Below are 19,958 nucleotides of genomic sequence, written 5' to 3'. Positions count from 1 at the left end.
GCTAGCATGCTGATTTTGCCAGAGGCGGTTTGATGGATTCCTTGTCACAGGTGGTTCTGGGTGCTTCGGTGGGCGGTGCGGTCATGGGCCGCACGCTGGGGCGCACAGCCTTGTTGGGTGGCGCCCTGCTGGGCACCTTGCCCGACCTGGATGTGCTGATCGATTACGGCGATGCGGTGGCCAACTTCACCGAGCATCGCGGTTTCAGTCATTCCCTGCTGGTGTTGCTGCCCGCCTCCCTGCTACTGGCCTGGGGGCTGCAGCGCTGGCGCCCGGCGATAAGTGTGTGGCGCTGGTGGGCCTTCACGGGTTTGTGTCTGCTGACGCACCCGTTACTGGATGCCTTTACCACCTACGGGACCCGCCTGTTTTGGCCGCTGGGGGATCCGGTGGCAATCAGCAGTATTTTCATTATTGACCCGCTGTATACCCTCCCCCTGTTGATTGGTGTCATTGTGGCACTTTGGCGCCCACCCGCCAGGCCGGCCCTGGCGGTGGGGCTGGCATTGTCCTCCCTGTATCTGTGCTGGAGCCTGGTGGCCCAGCAATGGATGACGCAGCGGGTGATGCCGGCGCTGGCGGAACGGGGCTTGAGTGAGGCGCCGCGTCTGGTGCAGCCCATGCCTTTCTCCACCCTGCTGTGGCGGGTGACGGTGCTGGGCGAACAGCAGCGGCTGGAGATCGTCACCGGCGTGCTGGATAACGGCGATGCCCTGACGGTGGAAACCTTTCCCCGTTCACCGCAGGATTACGCCCAGGCCATGCAGGTCCCGGCGGGGCGCAAGCTGGCCTGGTTTACCCGGGGCTTTATGGATGTGGAAGCCGGACCGGACCAGTTGCTGGCCACGGATATTCGCCTGGGCGTACCGGGTCTGCACCCCTTCCAGTTTGTGCTGGCGGAACAGCAAGAGGGCGTCTGGCAGGCTCTACCCAGTTATAAACTGCCTCGCCCCATGGCCAACCCCCAGGCCTGGCCGGCTCTGCTGGATCGCACTCTGTCCCGCCAGCCCATTCTTTGCCTGACAACGCTGGAAACCTTGCCGGCGGGAAGCGCCTGTCCATCGGTGAGGCCCTGACACCCGGCCCCGCTAGGCAACAGTGGTGATTACCAAAGATAAGGATGATGGGGGAGTGGTTGGGAGTTAACAGTTAACAGTGAATAGTTAACAGCGACGCGATTTGTGTGGGTTGTTTTTTCAACGCAAGAGGCCGCGCTCAAACTATGGGCGCGGCCTCTTGCGTTACAGATCAAACCCATCTTTTCACGCGCAACTGTTAACTGCTAATTATTTTCCCACCCCGCCAACACCAGCTTGCCGATCGTCTGCCCGCTTTCCAGTTTGCGGTGAGCGGTCTTCAGATTGTTGGCATTGATCGGCCCCAGTCCTTCGCTGACGGTGCTTTGAATGGTGCCGGCATCGACCAGGGTGCGAAGCTGGTCGAGTATCTGGCCCTGGCGAGGCATCTCGGCGGCGAACATGGCGCGGGTGAACATGAACTCCCAGCAGAAGCGGGCACTTTTCGGTTTCAGCGGGTTCAGGTCCAGGGGCGCACGGGCATCGACGATGGCGCAGATGCCGCCGAAGGGGGCCACGGCCTGACAGGCCGTGTGCCAGTAGTCATCCAGACTCTGTGTGACCAGAATGCCGTCTACCTGAGGGTGGCCAAGCAGCTCCAGTTGTGGGAGTAGATCCTTGCGGTAATCGACGATGTGATCCGCCCCCATGGCCTGGCACCAGTTGTTGGAGGTCTCACGTCCGGCAGTGGCAATCACGGTCAGGCCGAAATGGCGGGCGGCCAGCTGGATAGCGATGGACCCCACCCCACCGGCGCCGCCGATCACCAGCAGGCTTTTTCCCTCGCAGGCGCCGGGACGAAAACCGAGCTGGTCTTCCAGGGTTTCCCAGGCGGTCAGGGCGGTGAGTGGCAGGGCCGCGGCTTCCTGCATGCCCAGGCTATCCGGTTTCTTCGCCACCAGCCGCTCGTCCACGCATTGGTACTGGGCATTGCTGCCCTGACGCTGCAGGGCCCCGGCGTACCAGACCCGGTCACCACGTTGAAAGTTCTTGACCTCGGCGCCCACCGCTTCCACCACGCCTGCGGCATCAAACCCCAGTACCCGATAGCCACCCTGGTCCACCGGGCGCTGGCGCAGTTTGGTATCAATGGGATTCACTGACACCGCCTGCACCGACACCAGCAGGTCCCGGGGGCCGGGAGATGGCAGATCCAGCTGGATATCCTCCAGCGCGTGCACATCATCAATGGTTCTGGGTTGGTTGAAACCGATCGCTTTCATGCTTTGCCCCTACAACGTAAACACACAAGCTTTGGCCCACTTGGCAGGGCAGACTATGCCACAGTAAGTGAATTGTCGCCTTGCGACCGTCGCAAAAAAATCGAACGCTTCCGGGAGAGCACACGCATGAATTTTGAGGAATATCGTCAATTTGATGCCATGGGGCTGGCGGAGCTGGTGGCCAGGGGAGAGGTGAGCGCCGCTGAGCTGCTGGACACGGCCATCGCCAGGGCGGAGCAGGTGAACCCTTCCCTGAATGCGCTGATTATTCCCCTCTATGAACAGGCCCGGGAACGGGCCGCCGCACCGCTGCAAGGTCCGCTGGCCGGGGTGCCCATGTTGGTGAAAGACCTGTTCCAGGAAATGGCCGGTGCACCCTGCTATCAGGGCAATAAGGCGCGTAAGAAGCACGACATCCGCGCGGACCGGGATTCCACCCTGGTGGCGCGCTGGAAAGCCGCCGGGCTGGTGCCGTTCGGGCGGACCAACACTCCCGAGTTTGGCGCCAAGGGGATTACCGAGCCGGACTCCTATGGCCCGGCCCGTAACCCCTGGAATCTGGATCATACCCCCGGGGGGTCCTCCGGGGGGTCTGCGGCCATGGTGGCGGCGGGTGTCGTGCCGGTGGCCGGTGCCAATGACGGCGGTGGCAGCATTCGTATCCCGGCGGCCTGCTGTGGCCTGTTCGGACTCAAGCCCGGCCGCGGGCGTACCCCCTGGGGGCCCACCTTCACCGAAGCCATGCACGGCATAGCGGTGAACCATGTGCTGACCCGTTCAGTGCGCGACAGTGCCCTGTTGCTGGACCTGACCCATGGCGATGAGCGCGGCAGCCTGTTCCATATCGCGCCCCCGCAACAGTCCTATCAGGCGGCGGCTGCATCCCGACCCGGCACATTGCGGATCGGTTATTCCACGGCGTCGCCCCTGGGGACGCCGGTGGACGCAGAAGCAGTCAAAGCGGTAGAGAAAACCGTGGCCCTGCTACGGGACCTGGGCCATGAGGTGGTCGAGGCCGAACCGCAAATGGATGCCAAACAGATGTGCATGGACTGGCTCTCCGTCTGGTTTGGCCAGTGCGCCGCCGAAGTGGATGAAGTGAAGGCACTGACCGGCTGCGGTGATGACGGGTTCGAGCTGGATACCCTGGCCATTGCCGCCTTTGGCCGGGCGACGCCTGCCCATGAATACGTGAAGTGTCAGACCCGTTGGCAACAGTACATGATCGCGCTGGATACCTTCCTGGAGCAGTACGATTTCTGGCTGACGCCGACGCTGGCCATGCCCCCGGCACGAATCGGGGAAATGGCCACCCCGGGTTGGCAGCAGAGCGCTCTGAAAATGCTGCTCAAGGTGGGCGGTGAAAAACTGCTGATGAAGACCGGCATGATCGAGCAGATGGCGCTGGAAAATTTCAAGTACATGCCTTACACCCAGTTCGCCAATGTCACCGGGGTGCCGGCCATGTCGGTGCCATTGCACTGGTGCGACTCTTCGTCAGGAAACACCGGTCTGCCGTTGGGGTCCCAGTTCGTTGGTGGTCATGGCGATGAAGGCAAGCTGCTGGCGCTGGCGGCCCAGCTGGAAGAGGCGGCGCCCTGGTTCGACAAGGTGCCGATGTAGGCGCGAAACGGCGAGAAGCGAGTTACGAAGAGCCAAGGGCTTTTCGTAACTCGAACCTAGTCACTCGCTCGCTTCTGATTTTTGGTTATCGCCGCGGACCTGCACAGATCAGGTGGCGTAGGTTGGGGATATCGCGCCGCCAGCGATGGTGTCAGTGCATGGCTGCTGCCTGTGCCGCCGGCGAGCGTGCCAGGTAGGCCAGCGCCTGCTCCGTGTCCCCTTCGTGGATCGGGTGGAAACGGGGAGACAACCAGCGCAGAGTGGCGTTGACCAGGAAGGTGAAAGTGGGCACGTTCCGGGTTTGCTTGCCGGTCTGTTCCAGTTGCAGCAGTAATTTCGGGATCAGGGTGCGCCCCAGCTTGCGCACCTGGGGATCCGGGTCCTGACGTGCCAGGCTGCGACCCCCTTCGGAAATGAAGTAGATGAACAGCGGAAAGACGATGGCCATCAGCGCCTGGCGGCTCACGTAAAAGCCGAGCTGGGATTGGCACAGGTGCTCGAACAGATCGAAGGCAACGGTGCGGTGTTCCACTTCCTCGGCCAGATGCCATTTGAACAGGTCTACCATGGCCGGGTCGCCGTTCTGCTCCCAGGTGTCGTTGTCCATGGCCCACTGACCCAGTACGCCAGTGAAGTGTTCGATGGCCGCGATCAGCCCCACACGCAGTACCAGCCATTGCTTCTGAATCGCCTTGCGCTGCAGGAATGTGAGTCCGAAAGGTGCCTCCCCCAGAAAAGTGCCAAACAGCCATTCCACCCGCTGCACGTACTCATCCACGCTCAATCCATGGCGCTCCAGATAAAGCTGGGCCTTGCTGTGGGCCCGGGAATGCACAGCCTCCTGGCGGATAAACCCTTCCACGTCGGCGCGCAACTGATCGTCACTGACCAGCGGCAGGGCCTGGTTGTAGACCCGGCAGAACCACAGCTCTCCGGCGGGCAGCAGCAGGTGGATGCCGTTGATGATATGGGTGGAAAACGGATCATCCTTTAGCCAGTGCAGAGGCGTATTGTCGAAATCGAATTGCACACGGCGGGCTTTCAGTTGATGGCGCACAGGGCTATTCATGGCTGTTGTTCTCCCGTTGTTAAGGTCACACGTCATCAAATCAGGCGGTAATATCCAGACGCGCTACCTGCCGGGACAGTACCGGGGCAAAGCGGCTGAGTAGTCGGGTGGTCCAGGCTTCGGCTCCCACCAGGGACAGGGCCGGATTGCTTTGCACCGCATCGAAAATGGCGGCGGCCACCTGGTCCGGGGAGAAATTGCGGCGCTTGTACAAGGCGTCGGCTTTGGCGCGTTTTTCGGCCTGTTGCTCGTCGCTGAGGCCGGCGTAGACGGTGCTGTTGGCAATGCCGGTGGCCACAAAGCCGGGGCAAATGGAGCTGACGCCGATATGGTGTTCGGCCAGCTCCGCGCGCAGGCATTCGCTGAGCATATGCACGGCGGCCTTGCTGGTGGAGTAGGCGGTCAGCTTGCGGTTGGGGGCGAAGGCGGCGGCGGAGGCCACGTTGACGATGTGCCCCTTGCGATGGCCGTCAATCATTTGCCGGGCAAACAACCGCGAGCCATGGATCACGCCCCACAGGTTGACCTTGAGCAGGCGGTCCCAGTCCTTGGTGGACGTTTCCAGCATACCGCCGGCCATGCCGATGCCGGCGTTGTTGACCACAATGTCCGCACCACCCAGTTCTTTCTCCACCCAGTTGGCCAGCCGCTGCATGGCCTGGGCCGAGCCCACATCCACCTTGCGGGGCCAGGCGGTGGCACCCCGTTGCCGGGCCTGTTCCGCGGTGGCGTCGGCACTGTCTTCATTGATATCCACGCACACCAGATCGGCGCCTTCTGCGGCAAAGCGCAGGGCGGTAGCCCGGCCAATGCCGGAACCGGCACCGGTGATAACCGCCGTCTTGCCATACAGGGGCAGGCCCTGTCTTTCCGGACGAACGCGGGCATGCTGCAGGGCGCCAGGCATCTTGCCGCTTTCTACTCCGGCCACGAAATCGCCAATCCAGGCGGCGATGGTGTCCGGATGGCTCAGCGGTACCCAGTGGTTGGCGTTGATATCCCGGCGGTACAGTTCGTCCACCCACTCGTGCAGGTCCTCAAACAGCTGGGTCCCCACGTAGTTGTCACGGGTGGGCACGATCAGCTGGACCGGACAGGCCGCGTGGCGGTCTTGCGGGTTGATCAGCTTGTTGCGGAAGTTGGCGCGATACAGCTGCACCCCGTGTTTGCCATCCTTGCCCTGGGTGGGATTGGCGTCCGGCTCCTGCACGTTCTCGCGGTGTTTCAGGTAGCGGGGCCAGAGCTTGTCCAGGCCACCCTGCCAGGCACTTGGAGCCAGTACCGGCAGGTGAAAGAAACCGATATACCAGGAGCTGAGTGCCTGTTTGAACACCTTGGCCTTGGCGGAGGGAGACAGATTCAGCGTGCGCCGACGCATCCAGTGGCCCATATGATCCAGGCAGGGGCCGGAGATGGTGGTGTAGGATTTGATGCGGGCCTTGAGCGGCCCCTCGGCGGTGACCGATTCCCAGCTCTGAATAGAGCCCCAATCATGGCCCACCAGATGAAAATCCCGCCCGGGAAGGGTGGCGTCGACGACGGCCTTCAGGTCTGCCGACAGCAGCTCCATGCGGTAATCCGCCTGCTTGCGGGGCGCGTCGGAGGCACCGGCGCCGCGCACGTCATAACTGATCACGAAGTACTTTTTGGCCAGTCGCTCGGCCACGGGCTGCCAGACACTGTGGTTGTCCGGGTAGCCGTGAACCAGGACCACGGGGGGCTTGCTGCTCTCTCCGAAGGTATAAACCTGCAGATTTATACCCTGGCTTGCCACTGTTGTTGTGGTTGTCATGTTGTACTCCTGCCGGGCAATGGCGACGTTAAATCTAGACGACGTCAAGTTTTGTCGAATGTATCAGTGCCTAATGTAACGGTCAACGTGCAGGCAGTGACCACCGGGACCGTCAATTCGGTGCCGGTGGTCAAGAGGAGAAGGGAGTCAGTGGGAGGCAGGTGTCGGGGCGGCTCAGGCGCCCTGGCCCTGGGGCAACGGTGGCCACCAGTCCTGGATGGCGCCGTCTTGCCACACGGCCAGGTCGCCGAACTGCAGCAGCACGAATTCGCTTTGGGTGGGGCGCAGGAACAGCTGGTCGTCCACCTGCAGGGCGGTATCCGGGCTGCCGTTGAACATCATCTGGTTGGTGCTGTGGCCATAGACACCATTCTCGCGAATGCCCGCCGGTGACACCGGGGTGGCCTTCCAGTAACCGCCGTAGATGAAATAGGTCTGGCGGCGGTTCGGGTCCCAGCGTTGCCATAGCTCACCCAGCGGTAACGGTCCGGGCAGGTTCAGGCCGTCCCATTGCTTGAGCACTGGTGCGGCGATAAACACCGCCGGTTCGAAATCCGCCAGCAGGGGCAGATCAAAATCGCTGGCCTTGACCAGACAGGAGCCGGCGGCCAGTTCGTTGACCACGGTGCTGTCGTCGTAGAGGCCGACGGTGGGGCTGCCGCCGCCGTTGAAACACAGGGTCTCATTCCGGTAGGCGGGTGCCAGTTGGTAGAGGCGTTCGATAAAGCGTTGGTAGATGGCCTCGGTTTCCCGGTGGCCTTCCTCGGCGCTTTGAATAAAGGCGGGCAGCTTGCCCACGTGGGCGTCATAGCCCATGAAACCGCTGAAGCGAAGTCGGTCTGGGTGGGCCTGGATCAGGGCGATCATTGCATCGAGCTGGTTCGGGTCGGTGAGGCCGCCCCGGTGCAGCCCCACGTCGATCTCGAGATTGATGTTCAGGCGCCGGTCCAGATCGGTGGCCAGTTGCAGATATTGCTCCAGCCGCGGGCGGGAATCGATCAGCCATTGGAGTTGCCGCTCCGCATCGAAGGCGCTACCTGTTTCGCTGTAGAACTGTCGGGCGGCCTGGACCGGCATGGGCTTGCCCAGCAGCATGTCCACGCCGGGCTCTGCGTCGGCCAGGGCATTCATGAACGGCTGATGGAACACCATGACACGGTTGCTGCCGGTTTCGCGCATCACGGTCTGGACCATCGGCACACTGGGCAGGGACTTGGCCACGATACGCAGCGCGCAGCGGGGCGGCAGCATGGCTTTCAGGGTGTGGCAATTACGCACCAGCCGTTGCTGGTCCACCAGCATCAATGGCCGACCGGGCCCGTCTCTTTTCAGAGTGTCGTTGATGGCCTGGAAGTAGGGGGTATGCGGCGCCCCCTGATTCCCCGGGCGCAGCAGCCAGCCGCCGGCGGCGAGAGCGCCCAGCCCGATGAGAAATCCACGGCGTTTCATCCGGTTGCTCCAAACAGGGTTTGCAGGTGTTGGTTGAGCATCCTTCCCTGTGGGTCCAGTTCCCGGCGCACGGCCTGAAAGCGATCAAAGGCGGGATACAGCTCGCGCAGTTGCCGCTGGTCCAGAGTATGCAGCTTGCCCCAGTGGGGGCGGCCCGCATAGCGACGCAGGATCGGCTCCACGGCCGTGAACAGGGGCTGATAGTCCTGGGCGAAATATTGATGGATCGACAGGCTGGCGCCGGGGCGGTCGTGGTACATGGACAGCAGGCGATCATCGGCGGCCACATAACGGAACTCGATGGGGAAGAACACATTGATGTCCTGCTTGCGAATGGTCTCGCAGACTTCCTGCAGGCAGGCGATGCCGTCTTCCGCCGGCACGGTGTATTCCATCTCGTTGAACCGCACCGTGCGGCGGTTGGCGAACACCTTGTGGGCGGGGCCGGTATAGGTGCTGTCTTCCACAAACAGGGTGACCAGCTTCTGCAGGTTCGGGGTCAGCCAGCCAGCGCGCATGGCCACTTTGCAGACCAGCTCCAGCAGGTCGTTGCTGTCTTCCCGTTCGCTGCTGTCGGTGGGGTCATCAGTGATTTCCATGGTCTTGACGATGGCCTGTTCGCCCAGGGGGAAGGCAAAGAATTCGATGTGGCGAAAGTTGTCTTTTTCCCTCTCCACGAAATCCATGGCTTCCTGCAGGGGCAGGGTCCAGGTGCGCTCCTTGAGCCGGTAGGCAGGTTCCAGTCGAAAACCGATTTCGCTGACCACGCCCAGGGCCCCGACACTGCAGCAGGCGGCCAGAAAGGTGTCGCCGTCTTCCCGGGTCAGGCTCAGGGCCTCGCCGTCGGGGAGGATCAGCCGCAGGCTTTCCACCTGGCCGGACAGGCTCTGCAGGTTGCTGCCGGTGCCGTGGGTGCTGGTGGCAATGGCGCCGGCCAGGGATTGCAGGTTGATATCCGGCTCGTTGCTGAAGCTGTAGCCCAGGCCGTTGGCCTGGGCACTGGCCATGGCCAGTCGGGTGCCTCCACCGTAGGTGAAGATGTCGCCGTCCTGACCCCGCAGTCCTGCCAGGGCTTCCAGGGATACCAGGGTGTCATCGCTGGGTACCACGGCACTGAATGAATGGCTGCCGCCGAAGGGGCGAATGGTGCCGCTGCTGTCGCGCAGGGTCTGACGCAGTTGGGATTCGCTGGTGGCAAATACCAGGTTGGCCGGGTTGGCGCTCTGGTTGCCGGACCAGTTCTGCCAGGCTGGCGCCTTCCCGGTCTCAGCCAGCAGGGCCTGGGGGGCCAATGCCCCCGTGGCCCCGGCCGAGGCCAGGGCTTTCAGGAAACTGCGTCGGTCAATGGAATCTAACAAGGCCATGGTGCGTCCTTTTGTTATTTGGCACCATCGTACAAAAAATAGTTGGCAGTTGATAGTGGACAGTTGACAGTTACGCGGGTCGTGTCCGTATTCACTGCAACTCTACCAGCCGCGTCCGTGCGTTGAACGTGGCCTTGTGCTTTTGACGTGCATCCCGCTTTCAACTGCGTAGCTGTCAACTATCAACTGTCCACTGTCAACTGATTCCCAGGCTTTCCCACATCTCATCCACCCGCTGCTTCACTGCCGGGCTCATGCTGATGGCGCGGCCCCACTCCCGGTCGGTTTCGCCGGGCCATTTGCTGGTGGCGTCCATGCCCATCTTGGAGCCAAGACCGGATACCGGAGAAGCGAAATCCAGATAGTCGATGGGGGTGTTTTCCACCAGCAGGGTATCCCGGGCCGGGTCCATGCGGGTGGTCATGGCCCAGATCACGTCCTTCCAGTCGCGGGCGTTGACGTCGTCGTCGCAGACAATCACGAACTTGGTGTACATGAACTGGCGCAGGAATGACCACACGCCCATCATTACCCGCTTGGCGTGGCCCGGGTACTGTTTCTTCATGGTCACTACGGCCATGCGATAGGAGCAGCCTTCCGGGGGCAGGTAAAAATCCACGATTTCCGGAAACTGTTTTTTCAGGATCGGTACGAAGATCTCGTTCATGGCCACGCCCAGCACCGCCGGTTCATCCGGTGGCCGGCCGGTGTAGGTGCTGTGATAGATCGGATCACGGCGGTGGGTGATGCGCTCCACGGTGAAAACCGGAAAACGTTCCACCTCGTTGTAATAGCCGGTGTGGTCGCCGAACGGCCCTTCCTCGGCCATCTCGTCCGGATAGATATGGCCTTCCAGGACGAACTCGGCGCTGGCCGGTACCTGCAGGTCGTTGCCGATACATTCCACCAGCTCGGTTTTGGAGCCGCGCAGCAGTCCGGCAAAGGCGTACTCGCTAAGGGTATCCGGCACCGGGGTGACCGCGCCGAGGATGGTGGCCGGGTCAGCGCCCAGGGCCACTGCCACCGGGAAGGGTTCTCCCGGGTGGGCCTGCTGCCACTCCTGGAAATCCAGGGCGCCACCGCGATGGCTGAGCCAGCGCATGATCAGCTTGTTGCGGCCGATCAATTGTTGGCGGTAGATGCCCAGGTTCTGGCGTTCCTTGTTGGGGCCACGGGTGATCACCAGCGGCCAGGTCACCAGCGGACCTGCATCGCCGGGCCAACAGGTCTGGATCGGTAACTGGTACAGATCCACGTCGTCGCCTTCCAGCACCTTTTCCTGGCAGGGCCCGGAGCCGCGCAGCTTGGGACTCATGCTCAGCACCTTGCGGAATATCGGCAGTTTTTCCCAGGCATCACGCATGCCCTTGGGCGGTTCCGGTTCCTTGAGAAAGGCCAGCAGTTCACCCAGTTCGCGCAGCTCCTCAACGGACTCGCGGCCCATGCCCAGCGCCACCCGACGTTCCGTGCCGAACAGGTTGCCCAGCACCGGGGTGCCGAAGCCCACCGGGTTTTCAAACAGCAGTGCCGGACCGCCGGCACGCAGGGTGCGGTCGCAGATCTCGGTCATTTCCAGGTTCGGGTTCACCGGTGCGGTAATGCGTTTGAGCTCGCCAAGTTGTTCTAGCTGTTGCAGAAAGTCACGCAGGTCGCGGTATTTCATGACGTTCCTTGTTGTTTGGATAACCAGAAAGGTTGTGCCGCGAGTATAGCAGGCTGGGGGTGAGCGGCGAGTCGTGAGCTACACGCTACGCCTGGATTGGGAGAACCTGGAAAGTCCCCGCGCTTTTCCGAAGAACGGAAAAGACTCTCAGGTCGTTGAGTTCGGCGCCAATAAATAACCTGAGCACTTTGTTGGAGCTATGCAAGCATAGCTCCAACAGCGGCTATTAGTGGGCCCCAAAAAACAAACCCCCGCCGGGGCGGGGGTTTGTGTGTTGCGGGAAGCGCCTCTTATTTGCGCTTCATGGACTCGAAGAATTCCAGATTGGTCTTGGTCTGCTTCATGCGATCGATCAGGAATTCCATGGCACCGATCTCGTCCATGGGATGCAGAACCTTGCGCAGGATCCACATCTTCTGCAGTTCGTCCTCGCCCACCAGACGCTCTTCGCGACGGGTGCCGGACTTCTTGATATTCATGGCCGGGAACACACGTTTCTCAGCCACCTTGCGATCCAGGTGCAGTTCCATGTTGCCGGTGCCCTTGAATTCTTCGTAGATCACCTCGTCCATCTTGGAACCGGTGTCCACCAGGGCGGTGGCCAGGATAGTCAGGCTGCCACCTTCCTCGATATTACGGGCGGCACCGAAGAAGCGCTTGGGCTTTTCCAGGGCGTGGGCGTCCACACCACCGGTGAGTACCTTGCCGGAGCTGGGCTGCACGGTGTTGTAGGCACGGGCCAGACGGGTGATGGAGTCCAGCAGGATGACCACGTCCTGTTTGTGCTCTACCAGTCGCTTGGCCTTCTCGATCACCATCTCGGCCACCTGGACGTGACGGGCCGGTGGCTCGTCAAAGGTGGATGCCACCACTTCACCGCGCACGGTCCGTGACATTTCCGTCACTTCTTCCGGGCGCTCGTCGATGAGCAGCACGATCATGTGGGTTTCGGGGTTGTTGCGGGCGATGGACTGGGCGATGTTCTGGAGGAGCATGGTCTTACCGGCTTTGGGCGGGGCCACGATCAGGCCGCGTTGCCCTTTGCCGATGGGGGCCACCAGATCGATGACCCGGGTGGTGATGTCCTCTGTGGAGCCGTTGCCGATTTCCATCACCAGCCGTTCCGTGGGGAACAGGGGGGTCAGGTTTTCGAACAGAATCTTGTTCTTGGCGTTTTCCGGTTTGTCGAAGTTGATCTCGTTGACTTTGAGCATGGCGAAGTAACGTTCGCCATCCTTGGGAGGCCGGATCTTGCCGGAAATGGTATCGCCGGTGCGCAGATTGAAGCGACGGATCTGGCTGGGGGAGACATAGATGTCGTCCGGGCCTGCCAGGTAAGAGCCCTCGGCGGAACGAAGGAAACCGAAACCATCCTGCAGGATTTCCAGCACACCGTCTCCGTAGATGTCGGAGCCGTTCTTGGCAGCGCGCTTGAGGATGGAAAAGATCACGTCCTGTTTGCGGGTTCTTGCCAGGTTCTCGAGACCGAGTTCCTTGGCAATGTTCAGAAGTTCTCCAATCGGCTTCTGCTTCAGTTCAGAAAGATTCATTGGCGTCTAGTTTGGTGTCTTTGAATGAATTGAGAGGGTGCACTACGGGAGTGCAGCGATTGTTTTGACTATTCGAGTTGAGCATCCGGTTTATTCGGAATCTGGCCCGGCAAGCCTTAAAGGGGGCCATCAGGAATATAAAGGTAACCAGAGGTTCCGAAGGACTTGCTAAGGGGGTGCTTGTTGTAAGCTGGTTCTGGAATCTACCACCCGAACAACAGGCTGTCTAGTATTTGCGCGTGGTAAATAAAACGCCGTTCCCCCGCCTGGTGGCGGGGGAACGGACAGAGGGTGCGATCTGCTTAGAGGGTGCTGTCCAGGAATGCGGTCAGCTGGCTCTTGGACAGGGCGCCAACCTTGGTGGCTTCCACGTTGCCGTTCTTGAATACGGTCAGGGTGGGAATGCCGCGAACGCCATACTTCTTGGGCGTTTCCGGGTTGTCGTCGATGTTGATCTTGGCAATGGTCAGCTTGTCACCGTACTCGCCGGCCAGTTGCTCCAGGATCGGCGCGACCATTTTGCAGGGGCCGCACCAGGGTGCCCAGTAATCCACCAGCACCGGGCCGTCTGCATTGATGACCTGGGCTTCGAAGTCCGCGTCGGTCACGTTGATAATCTCGCCGCTCATTGAATTCTCCTGAAATAGGGGGTTAGCTGGCCCGACGGGCGGGCTGTTGCGATGGTGGATAATATCAGGTCGTGGGTGCTGAATTTCAAGCGAGTGAGTGAATTATCGCGGTAGAGTTTGCCTATGACACCGTAACGCCATGATATTCGGTTAGAATTCGGGACGTTTTTCAATTCTGCGTCTACCGGCAGCCTGCTAGGCTGGGCAGGGAAAGGGCAGTGGCCTTTCGGGAAAGGAGTGCATATGGAACATGGCGAGCATCTGGCGGCCATTGACCTGGGATCGAACAGCTTTCACATGGTCGTGGCCCGACAGGCCCACGGTGAGGTCCAGATTCTGGACGGTTTGTCCGAGAAAGTGCAGCTGGGTGCCGGTCTGGACCGGGATAACCGGCTGGACGGGGAGACCCAGGAACGGGCGCTGGATTGCCTGGGCCGGTTTGCCCAGCGCATTGCCGGGATTCCCCGCGGCAGCGTGCGTGTGGTGGGCACCAATACCCTGCGTCAGGCCCGCAATGCCCGGGAATTCATCGACCGGGCGGAAGCGGTGCTGGGCCACGACATCGAGATCGTGGCCGGCCGCGAAGAGGCCCGTCTTATTTACCTGGGTGTGGCGCACAGTCTGGCGGATGATGCCGGTCAGCGGCTGGTGGTGGATATCGGTGGCGGCTCCACGGAGCTGATTATCGGTGAGCGTTTTGAATCCACCGAGACAGAATCCCTGCACATGGGCTGTGTCAGTTTTGCCCAGCGCTTCTTTGCCGACGGCAGTATCAGCGAAAAGGCCTTTGACCGTGCCGTCACCGCTGCCCGGCAGGAGGTGCTATCCATCCACGCCAACTATCGCCGTCTGGGCTGGCAGCAGGCCGTGGGGGCGTCTGGCACCATCAAGGCCATCAGCCAGGTGTGTGTGGACAACGGCTGGTCAGAGACCGGCATCACCATGGAGGGCCTGAAAAAGGCCCGCAAGAAGGTGATCAAGGCCGGCAAGGTGGAGCAGCTGGATCTGAAGGGGCTGCGCGAGGATCGTCGGGCGATCTTTCCCTCCGGGCTGGCGATTCTCTATGGCATCTTCGAGCAGTTGAGCATTGATCAGATGGAAGTGTCCGGTGGCGCGCTGCGCGAAGGTCTCTTGTATGACCTGCTGGGTCGATTCGCCCACGAGGACGTGCGCGAACGCAGCATCCAGTCGCTGATGAGCCGCCATCATGTGGAGCGCACCCAGGCGGAGCGCGTCTGCGACACGGCCATGGGGCTTTACCGTCAGGTGGCCAAAAGCTGGCAACTGGAGGATGACGAGCTGGCGGACACCCTGCGTTGGGGGGCGTTGCTCCACGAGGTGGGCCTGGCGGTCTCCCATAGCCAGTTCCACAAACATGGTGCCTATCTGGTAACCAATTCAGACCTGCCCGGGTTTTCCCGCCAGGAGCAGCAGGCCGTGGCAGTGCTGGTGCGCGGCCACCGCCGCAAACTTCCTCTTTCTGCGCTCTCGGAACTGCCCGACGATGAGCAGCAGGGCCTGTTGCGGCTTTGCCTGGTGCTGCGACTGTCTGCCCGCTTGCACCATGCCCGCTGCGACGAAGTCATACCCGAGATGATTCTCAACGCCGAGGACACGACGCTCAGCCTGCGTTTCCCTCGTCACTGGCTGGAAGAGCATCCGCTGACGCTGGCGGATCTGGAGCAGGAACAGGACTATTTCCGCGCTGGCGGCTATGAGTTGAAGTTAATGGATAATTGATCACTCGCGGGAAAGGGCATCCCGTTCTGAAACACAAGAGGCCGCGCCCAAACGCTTGGACGCGGCCTCTTGCCTGCAAAGACAGCCGCGACGCCAATCTGCGCCGTTATCGACTATCCCTTCTCACATATCCGGGAAAAACTCAGCTTCCGCCCAGGGTTTCCAGCAAGGTCTGTTGAGCGATGAACACGGGCTCGCCATTCTCGGGTTGGGCGCGCAGGTAGCTGCCATCGGGTTGCAGTAGCCAGGCGCGGCTGTTGTCGCGCAGGTAATAGTGCAAGCCCTGTTCAATTACCTGGGCCTTGAGCACCGGGTCGTTGATCGGGAAGCAGGTTTCCACCCGGTTGAACAGGTTGCGATCCATCCAGTCGGCACTGGAGCCATACACCAGATCCTCGCCGCCATGGTGGAAGTGATAAATCCGCGTATGTTCCAGGAAACGTCCGATCACCGAGCGCACCCGGATATTTTCGGAGAGCCCCGGGATTCCGGGTTTCAGACAACAGATACCGCGCACGATCAGATCAATCTCCACCCCCGCCTGACTGGCCCGGTACAGGGCCTGGATGATCTTCTCTTCGGTGAGGGAATTGAATTTGGCAATGATCCGCGCCGGTTTCCCGGCGGTGGCTTGCTGCGTTTCAAAGTCGATCCATTCGATCAGTGACGGGTGCAGGGTAAATGGCGAATGCTTCAGCTGCTTGAGCCGCGCCGCCTTGCCCATGCCGGTGAGCTCCTGGAAGATCTTGTGCACGTCCTGGCAGATGCCTTTCTCGCAGGTCATCAGGCCGTAGTCGGTGTACAGCTTGGTGGTCTTGGTGTGGTAATTACCGGTGCCCAGGTGCACATAGCGTTTGATGCCATCGCCTTCGCGGCGCACCACCAGCAGCATCTTGGCGTGGGTCTTGTAGCCCACCACCCCGTACACCACGATGGCGCCGGCTTCCTGCAAGCGCCGGGCCCCTTCGATATTGGATTCTTCGTCAAAGCGCGCCCGCAGTTCCACGATGGCGGTGACTTCCTTGCCGTTACGGGCGGCGGTTTCCAGATGATCAAGGATTTCTGACTTGGTGCCGGTGCGGTAGAGGGTCTGTTTGATGGCCAGCACCTTGGGATCCCGGGCCGCTTCCGCCAGCAGGTTGACCACCGGCTGGAAGGATTCATAAGGGTGATGCAGCAGAATGTCGCCCTGGTCCATGGCGTCGAAAATGGTGTCTGCTTTTTTCACCGCTGGCGCCAGCTTCGGTGTGAAAGGCGGGTAGTGCAGGCGCGGGCGATTGACGCTGGTGAACATGCGCGCCAGGTTCACCGGGCCGTTCACCTCGTACAGATCAATCTCGGTCAGTTCGAACTGCTCCAGCAAATAATCAGTTAGGTGGCGCGGGCAGTTGTCCGCCACTTCCAGGCGCACCTCGTCACCATAACGCCGGGACAGCAGCTGCCCTTTCAGGGCGCTGGCCAGGTCTTCCACATCCTCGTCCACTTCCATGTCCGCATTGCGGGTGACCCGGAACTGGTAGCAGCCGGTGGCCTTCATGCCGGGGAAAAGATCCGACACGTGGGCGTGGATCATGGATGACAGGAACACGAAGTTGTCATCGCCGCTTTCACTGATCTCGTCGGGAATACGAATCAGCCGGGGCAGGGAGCGGGGTGCAGGCACAATGGCCAGGCCGGTGGAGCGGCCAAAGGCATCCTTGCCATCCAGTGACACGATAAAGTTCAGGCTTTTATTCACCAGTCGCGGGAACGGGTGGGAAGGATCCAGCGCGATGGGCGTGAGCACCGGATAGATCTGTTCGCGAAAATACTTTTTCACCCATTCAATCTGCGCTTCGGTCCAGTCTTCGCGACGCAGAAAGTCCACGCCTTCCTCACGAAGAGCCGGCAACAGGATGTTGTTGAGGATATGGTACTGGCGATCCACCGCTTCGTGGGTAATGCGGCTGATTTCCTTTAGCACTTCCTCGGCAAGCATGCCGTCAGGACCAGGCTGGCCGGTGTGGGTTTCCAGCTTGTTCTTCAGCCCGGCCACACGAATTTCAAAAAATTCGTCCATGTTGCTGGAAAAAATCAGCAGAAAATTCAGCCGTTCCATTAACGGATGGCTGTCGTCCATGGCCTGCTCCAGTACCCGCAGGTTGAACTGCAGCAGGCTCAACTCCCGGTTGAAATAGTAATCCGGGTTATTGAGGTCGATGGCGCTGTGTTCGCTGGCAATGTCATTCATGGCGTCGTCCTGACGGGACCGTTTTCGGGGTTCCCTATTGCATGACATTAATGTGACACGGCAATGACAGCCGAAAAAAGATTTTATGTTACCTGGCCGGAAAAGGGGCCCCTGAATTATGCCCAGCATACTTCAGTCCACGCTGATCATGCAGGGCTTCATGCAAAGGCTCCCCCGGGGGCTGTTCACATCCCGTCTGTGCTTCCTGCAGGCGCCCCTTTTTGCCGGGTTACCCGGTGCTGCAGAGTTGAATTAGGTTCGTAAGCGTTGATTTTGGCGTTGTCTGGGGCTTTTCAGCGGGTTACGGAATGAACTATAATGCGAATCATTCTTGTTATTGCTTGCCTTATTCTGGGAGTTTCTGATGAATTACCGAAATCGCGTGTTTTGGGGCACGCCGATGCTCGGCACCCTATTGCTGGTTGCCACCATTCCTGTTCAGGCCGATGAGGCCGACAGCCATGTTATTCCTGCCGTTCAGGTAAATGCCGACGTCCCTGAGGGTGAGGGCTATATCACCGAGGACCGGGCTGCCCAGTCGGGCAAGCTGGATGTGCCGGTGGAAAAGACCCCCTATGCCATTACGGTGGTAAATGAAGAGTTCATCAAGGATACCGGTGCCAAGAATGTTCAGGACGCGCTGGTGTATTCCTCCGGCGTCTATTCCGGTGCTTTCGGTTTCGATACTCGCGGCGACTGGGTGAAGGTGCGCGGTCTGGATGCCTCCGTCTATAAGGATGGCCTGCGTTCTGTTTATGGTTCCTACAACAGTGCCCGGCCCAACGTTTATGCCCTGGAAAGCATCGAAGTGCTCAAGGGACCGTCTTCCGTGCTCTACGGTCAGGCGGAATTGGGCGGGATCGTGAATACGGTGTCCAAGCTACCCAAACCGGAGAAGCAGGGTGAAATCTGGGCGCAGGTGGGCTCCTACGACCGCAAACAGCTGGCCGCCGATGTGACCGGCCCCATGTCCGAAGATGGCAAGCTGCTGTACCGCCTGGTGGCACTCAAGCGTGAAAGCGGTACCCAGGTGGATCACGTGGACGACAATGGCTTTGTGTTTGCTCCGTCCTTTACCTGGCTGCCCACGGACAGCACCACCGTCACCCTGTTGTTCAATGCCCAGGAAAACAATGGCGGCATCTCCGCCCAGTTTCTGCCGGCGGAAGGTACCTTGCTGCCGGGCGTCAAGGGCGACATTCCGGTGGAGACCTTTGTCGGTGAGCCGAGCTGGGACCGTTATGACCGTACCCAGAACGAAGTCACCCTGTTCGTGGACCAGCGTCTGACTGACAACTGGAACCTGGCGGCTACCGCCCGCCACACCAGTTCCGAGACGGAAACCCGGGAGCACTGGGCGGCCATTGGCGGTACCATCAGTGCCGATGGAACGATTGAGCGCACCATGCACATGGCGGATCGTGCCACCGATGTCAGCAACTTCGATGTGCGCCTGGAAGGCAAGATGGACCTGGGGGTGACCCGCCATACCCTGGCGCTGGGTGTTGATTATCAGGATGCCCTGTGGGAAGAGGGCAACTATTTCTCTGATGTTGTGGCAACATCCACGATCAACCTCTACAACCCCCAGTATGGCAATGTGGTCTACAGCGCCCTGGACCCGGAAGATCGTAACGATAATGCCATTCGCCAGACCGGGGTTTACCTGATTGACCATATGGAAATCGGCAATGTGGTGGTGTCCGGTGCCTTGCGCCACGACGAATCCACCAACAAGGTTTTCGTTGTGGATGATGCCAATACGGAAAGTGATGACAGCGAAACCACCGGTCGCCTGGGCCTGATGTACCAGTTCGATTTCGGTCTGTCTCCCTATGTGAGTTATTCCGAAGCGTTTGTGCCGAATCTGGGGACGAACGATGGCAGCAGCCTTGCGGCCACCACCGGTGAGCAGCAGGAAGCCGGGTTCAAGTATCTGAACGACGCGGGTGATCTGTCTGCCTCGGCGGCCTATTTCTATATCGAAGAAACCAATCGTGTGGTGCCTTCTCCCGGTCAAGACAGCGTTGAACAGGTGGGCGCCAAGTCCGAAGGCTGGGAAGTGGAAGTGAAGAAGCAGCTGGGCAACCTGGAGCTGCTGGCCAACTATACCGACCTGCGTGTGGTGGATGACCAGTCCGGTGAGCGCCTGCCCTATATCGCAGACCGACTGGCCTCTGCCTGGGGCAAGTACGAACTGGAAAACGGTCTGCGCTTTGGTGCCGGTGTGCGTTACGTGGGCGACAACGTGGGCTTTGATTATGCCGGCTCTGCGGATGGTGTCGGGGCTGCTCCCAAGGTACCTTCTGTCACCCTTTACGACGCCATGCTAGGTTATGCTGTCAACGACTGGGACTTCAGCGTCAACGTGCAGAACCTGACCGACAAGGAATACGTGTCCTGGTGTCGCGGTCAGTTCGCGACAACCGTGTATGACTGTGGCTACGGTGAGACCCGTACCGTTACCGCCAATGCCCGTTATCGTTTCTGAACGATTTCAGGGCAATAAAAAAGCCGGCGCATGCGCCGGCTTTTTTGTGTCTGGCTATT

At 60.5% G+C, this 19,958-nt stretch carries 13 protein-coding genes; 4 read left to right on the top strand and 9 right to left on the bottom strand.

What is annotated here, in order from left to right:
- The first annotated feature begins 32 nt into the window (after nt 1-32).
- Nucleotides 33-1,076 carry a metal-dependent hydrolase gene (locus tag C4S63_RS13400; RefSeq protein ID WP_103917861.1) on the top strand — a complete coding sequence of 348 codons (1,044 nt, stop codon included), beginning with the start codon at nt 33-35 and terminating at the stop codon, nt 1,074-1,076.
- A gap of 206 nt (nt 1,077-1,282) precedes the next feature.
- Here the strand turns inward: C4S63_RS13400 and C4S63_RS13395 are convergent, their stop codons facing one another.
- Nucleotides 1,283-2,299 carry a zinc-binding alcohol dehydrogenase family protein gene (locus C4S63_RS13395; protein WP_103917860.1) on the bottom strand — a complete coding sequence of 339 codons (1,017 nt, stop codon included), beginning with the start codon at nt 2,297-2,299 and terminating at the stop codon, nt 1,283-1,285.
- Nucleotides 2,300-2,425: 126 nt separating this feature from the next.
- Between C4S63_RS13395 and C4S63_RS13390 the strand changes: the two genes are divergently transcribed.
- A complete protein-coding gene (locus C4S63_RS13390; protein WP_103917859.1) occupies nt 2,426-3,922 on the top strand; it encodes an amidase in 1,497 nt (498 codons plus the stop codon).
- 151 nt (nt 3,923-4,073) lie between these two features.
- Here C4S63_RS13390 and C4S63_RS13385 read toward each other — a convergent pair whose 3' ends face one another.
- The 7 genes from C4S63_RS13385 to trxA all read right to left on the bottom strand — a co-directional run bounded on the left by C4S63_RS13385 (nt 4,074) and on the right by trxA (nt 13,438).
- A complete protein-coding gene (locus C4S63_RS13385; protein ID WP_103917858.1) occupies nt 4,074-4,991 on the bottom strand; it encodes a metal-dependent hydrolase in 918 nt (305 codons plus the stop codon).
- A gap of 40 nt (nt 4,992-5,031) precedes the next feature.
- Nucleotides 5,032-6,783: an SDR family oxidoreductase gene (locus C4S63_RS13380; protein ID WP_103917857.1), complete on the bottom strand. Its 1,752-nt coding sequence runs from the start codon at nt 6,781-6,783 to the stop codon at nt 5,032-5,034.
- Between the two features lie 174 nt (nt 6,784-6,957).
- Nucleotides 6,958-8,232, bottom strand: coding sequence for an alanine racemase (locus C4S63_RS13375; protein ID WP_103917856.1), 1,275 nt, complete (start codon nt 8,230-8,232; stop codon nt 6,958-6,960).
- Nucleotides 8,229-9,596, bottom strand: coding sequence for a D-arabinono-1,4-lactone oxidase (locus tag C4S63_RS13370; RefSeq protein WP_103917855.1), 1,368 nt, complete (start codon nt 9,594-9,596; stop codon nt 8,229-8,231). Before C4S63_RS13370 ends, C4S63_RS13375 begins: the two co-directional genes overlap by 4 nt.
- A 196-nt stretch (nt 9,597-9,792) precedes the next feature.
- Entirely contained in the window at nt 9,793-11,259 is a 1,467-nt protein-coding gene (ubiD, locus tag C4S63_RS13365; RefSeq protein ID WP_103917854.1) for a 4-hydroxy-3-polyprenylbenzoate decarboxylase, read from the bottom strand.
- A gap of 290 nt (nt 11,260-11,549) precedes the next feature.
- Nucleotides 11,550-12,809 (bottom strand): transcription termination factor Rho, encoded by a 1,260-nt coding sequence (gene rho, locus C4S63_RS13360; RefSeq protein WP_062817139.1) that lies wholly within the window; start codon nt 12,807-12,809, stop codon nt 11,550-11,552.
- 302 nt (nt 12,810-13,111) lie between these two features.
- On the bottom strand, nt 13,112-13,438 hold the full coding sequence (gene trxA / locus C4S63_RS13355; protein ID WP_062817138.1) for a thioredoxin TrxA: 327 nt from the start codon (nt 13,436-13,438) through the stop codon (nt 13,112-13,114).
- A 243-nt stretch (nt 13,439-13,681) separates the two neighbouring features.
- Here trxA and ppx point away from each other — a divergent pair, with 243 nt between their 5' ends.
- The gene (gene ppx, locus C4S63_RS13350; protein ID WP_103917853.1) at nt 13,682-15,178 is read left to right on the top strand and encodes an exopolyphosphatase; all 1,497 of its coding nucleotides are present in this window, start codon (nt 13,682-13,684) and stop codon (nt 15,176-15,178) included.
- A gap of 142 nt (nt 15,179-15,320) precedes the next feature.
- On the opposite strand, the gene ppk1 is transcribed toward ppx, so the two are convergent.
- The gene (gene ppk1 / locus C4S63_RS13345) at nt 15,321-17,408 is read right to left on the bottom strand and encodes a polyphosphate kinase 1 (protein ID WP_063508301.1); all 2,088 of its coding nucleotides are present in this window, start codon (nt 17,406-17,408) and stop codon (nt 15,321-15,323) included.
- 364 nt (nt 17,409-17,772) lie between these two features.
- On the opposite strand from ppk1, the gene C4S63_RS13340 reads away from it, so the two are divergent.
- Entirely contained in the window at nt 17,773-19,899 is a 2,127-nt protein-coding gene (locus tag C4S63_RS13340; RefSeq protein ID WP_103917852.1) for a TonB-dependent siderophore receptor, read from the top strand.
- Nucleotides 19,900-19,958 lie beyond the last annotated feature (59 nt).

The organism is Alcanivorax sp. DSM 26293 (assembly GCF_900107995.1).
Taxonomy (GTDB): Bacteria; Pseudomonadota; Gammaproteobacteria; order Pseudomonadales; family Alcanivoracaceae; genus Alcanivorax.
Note: the sequence above shows the minus strand (reverse complement) of the source record. Positions and strands in the feature narration are given on the sequence as shown.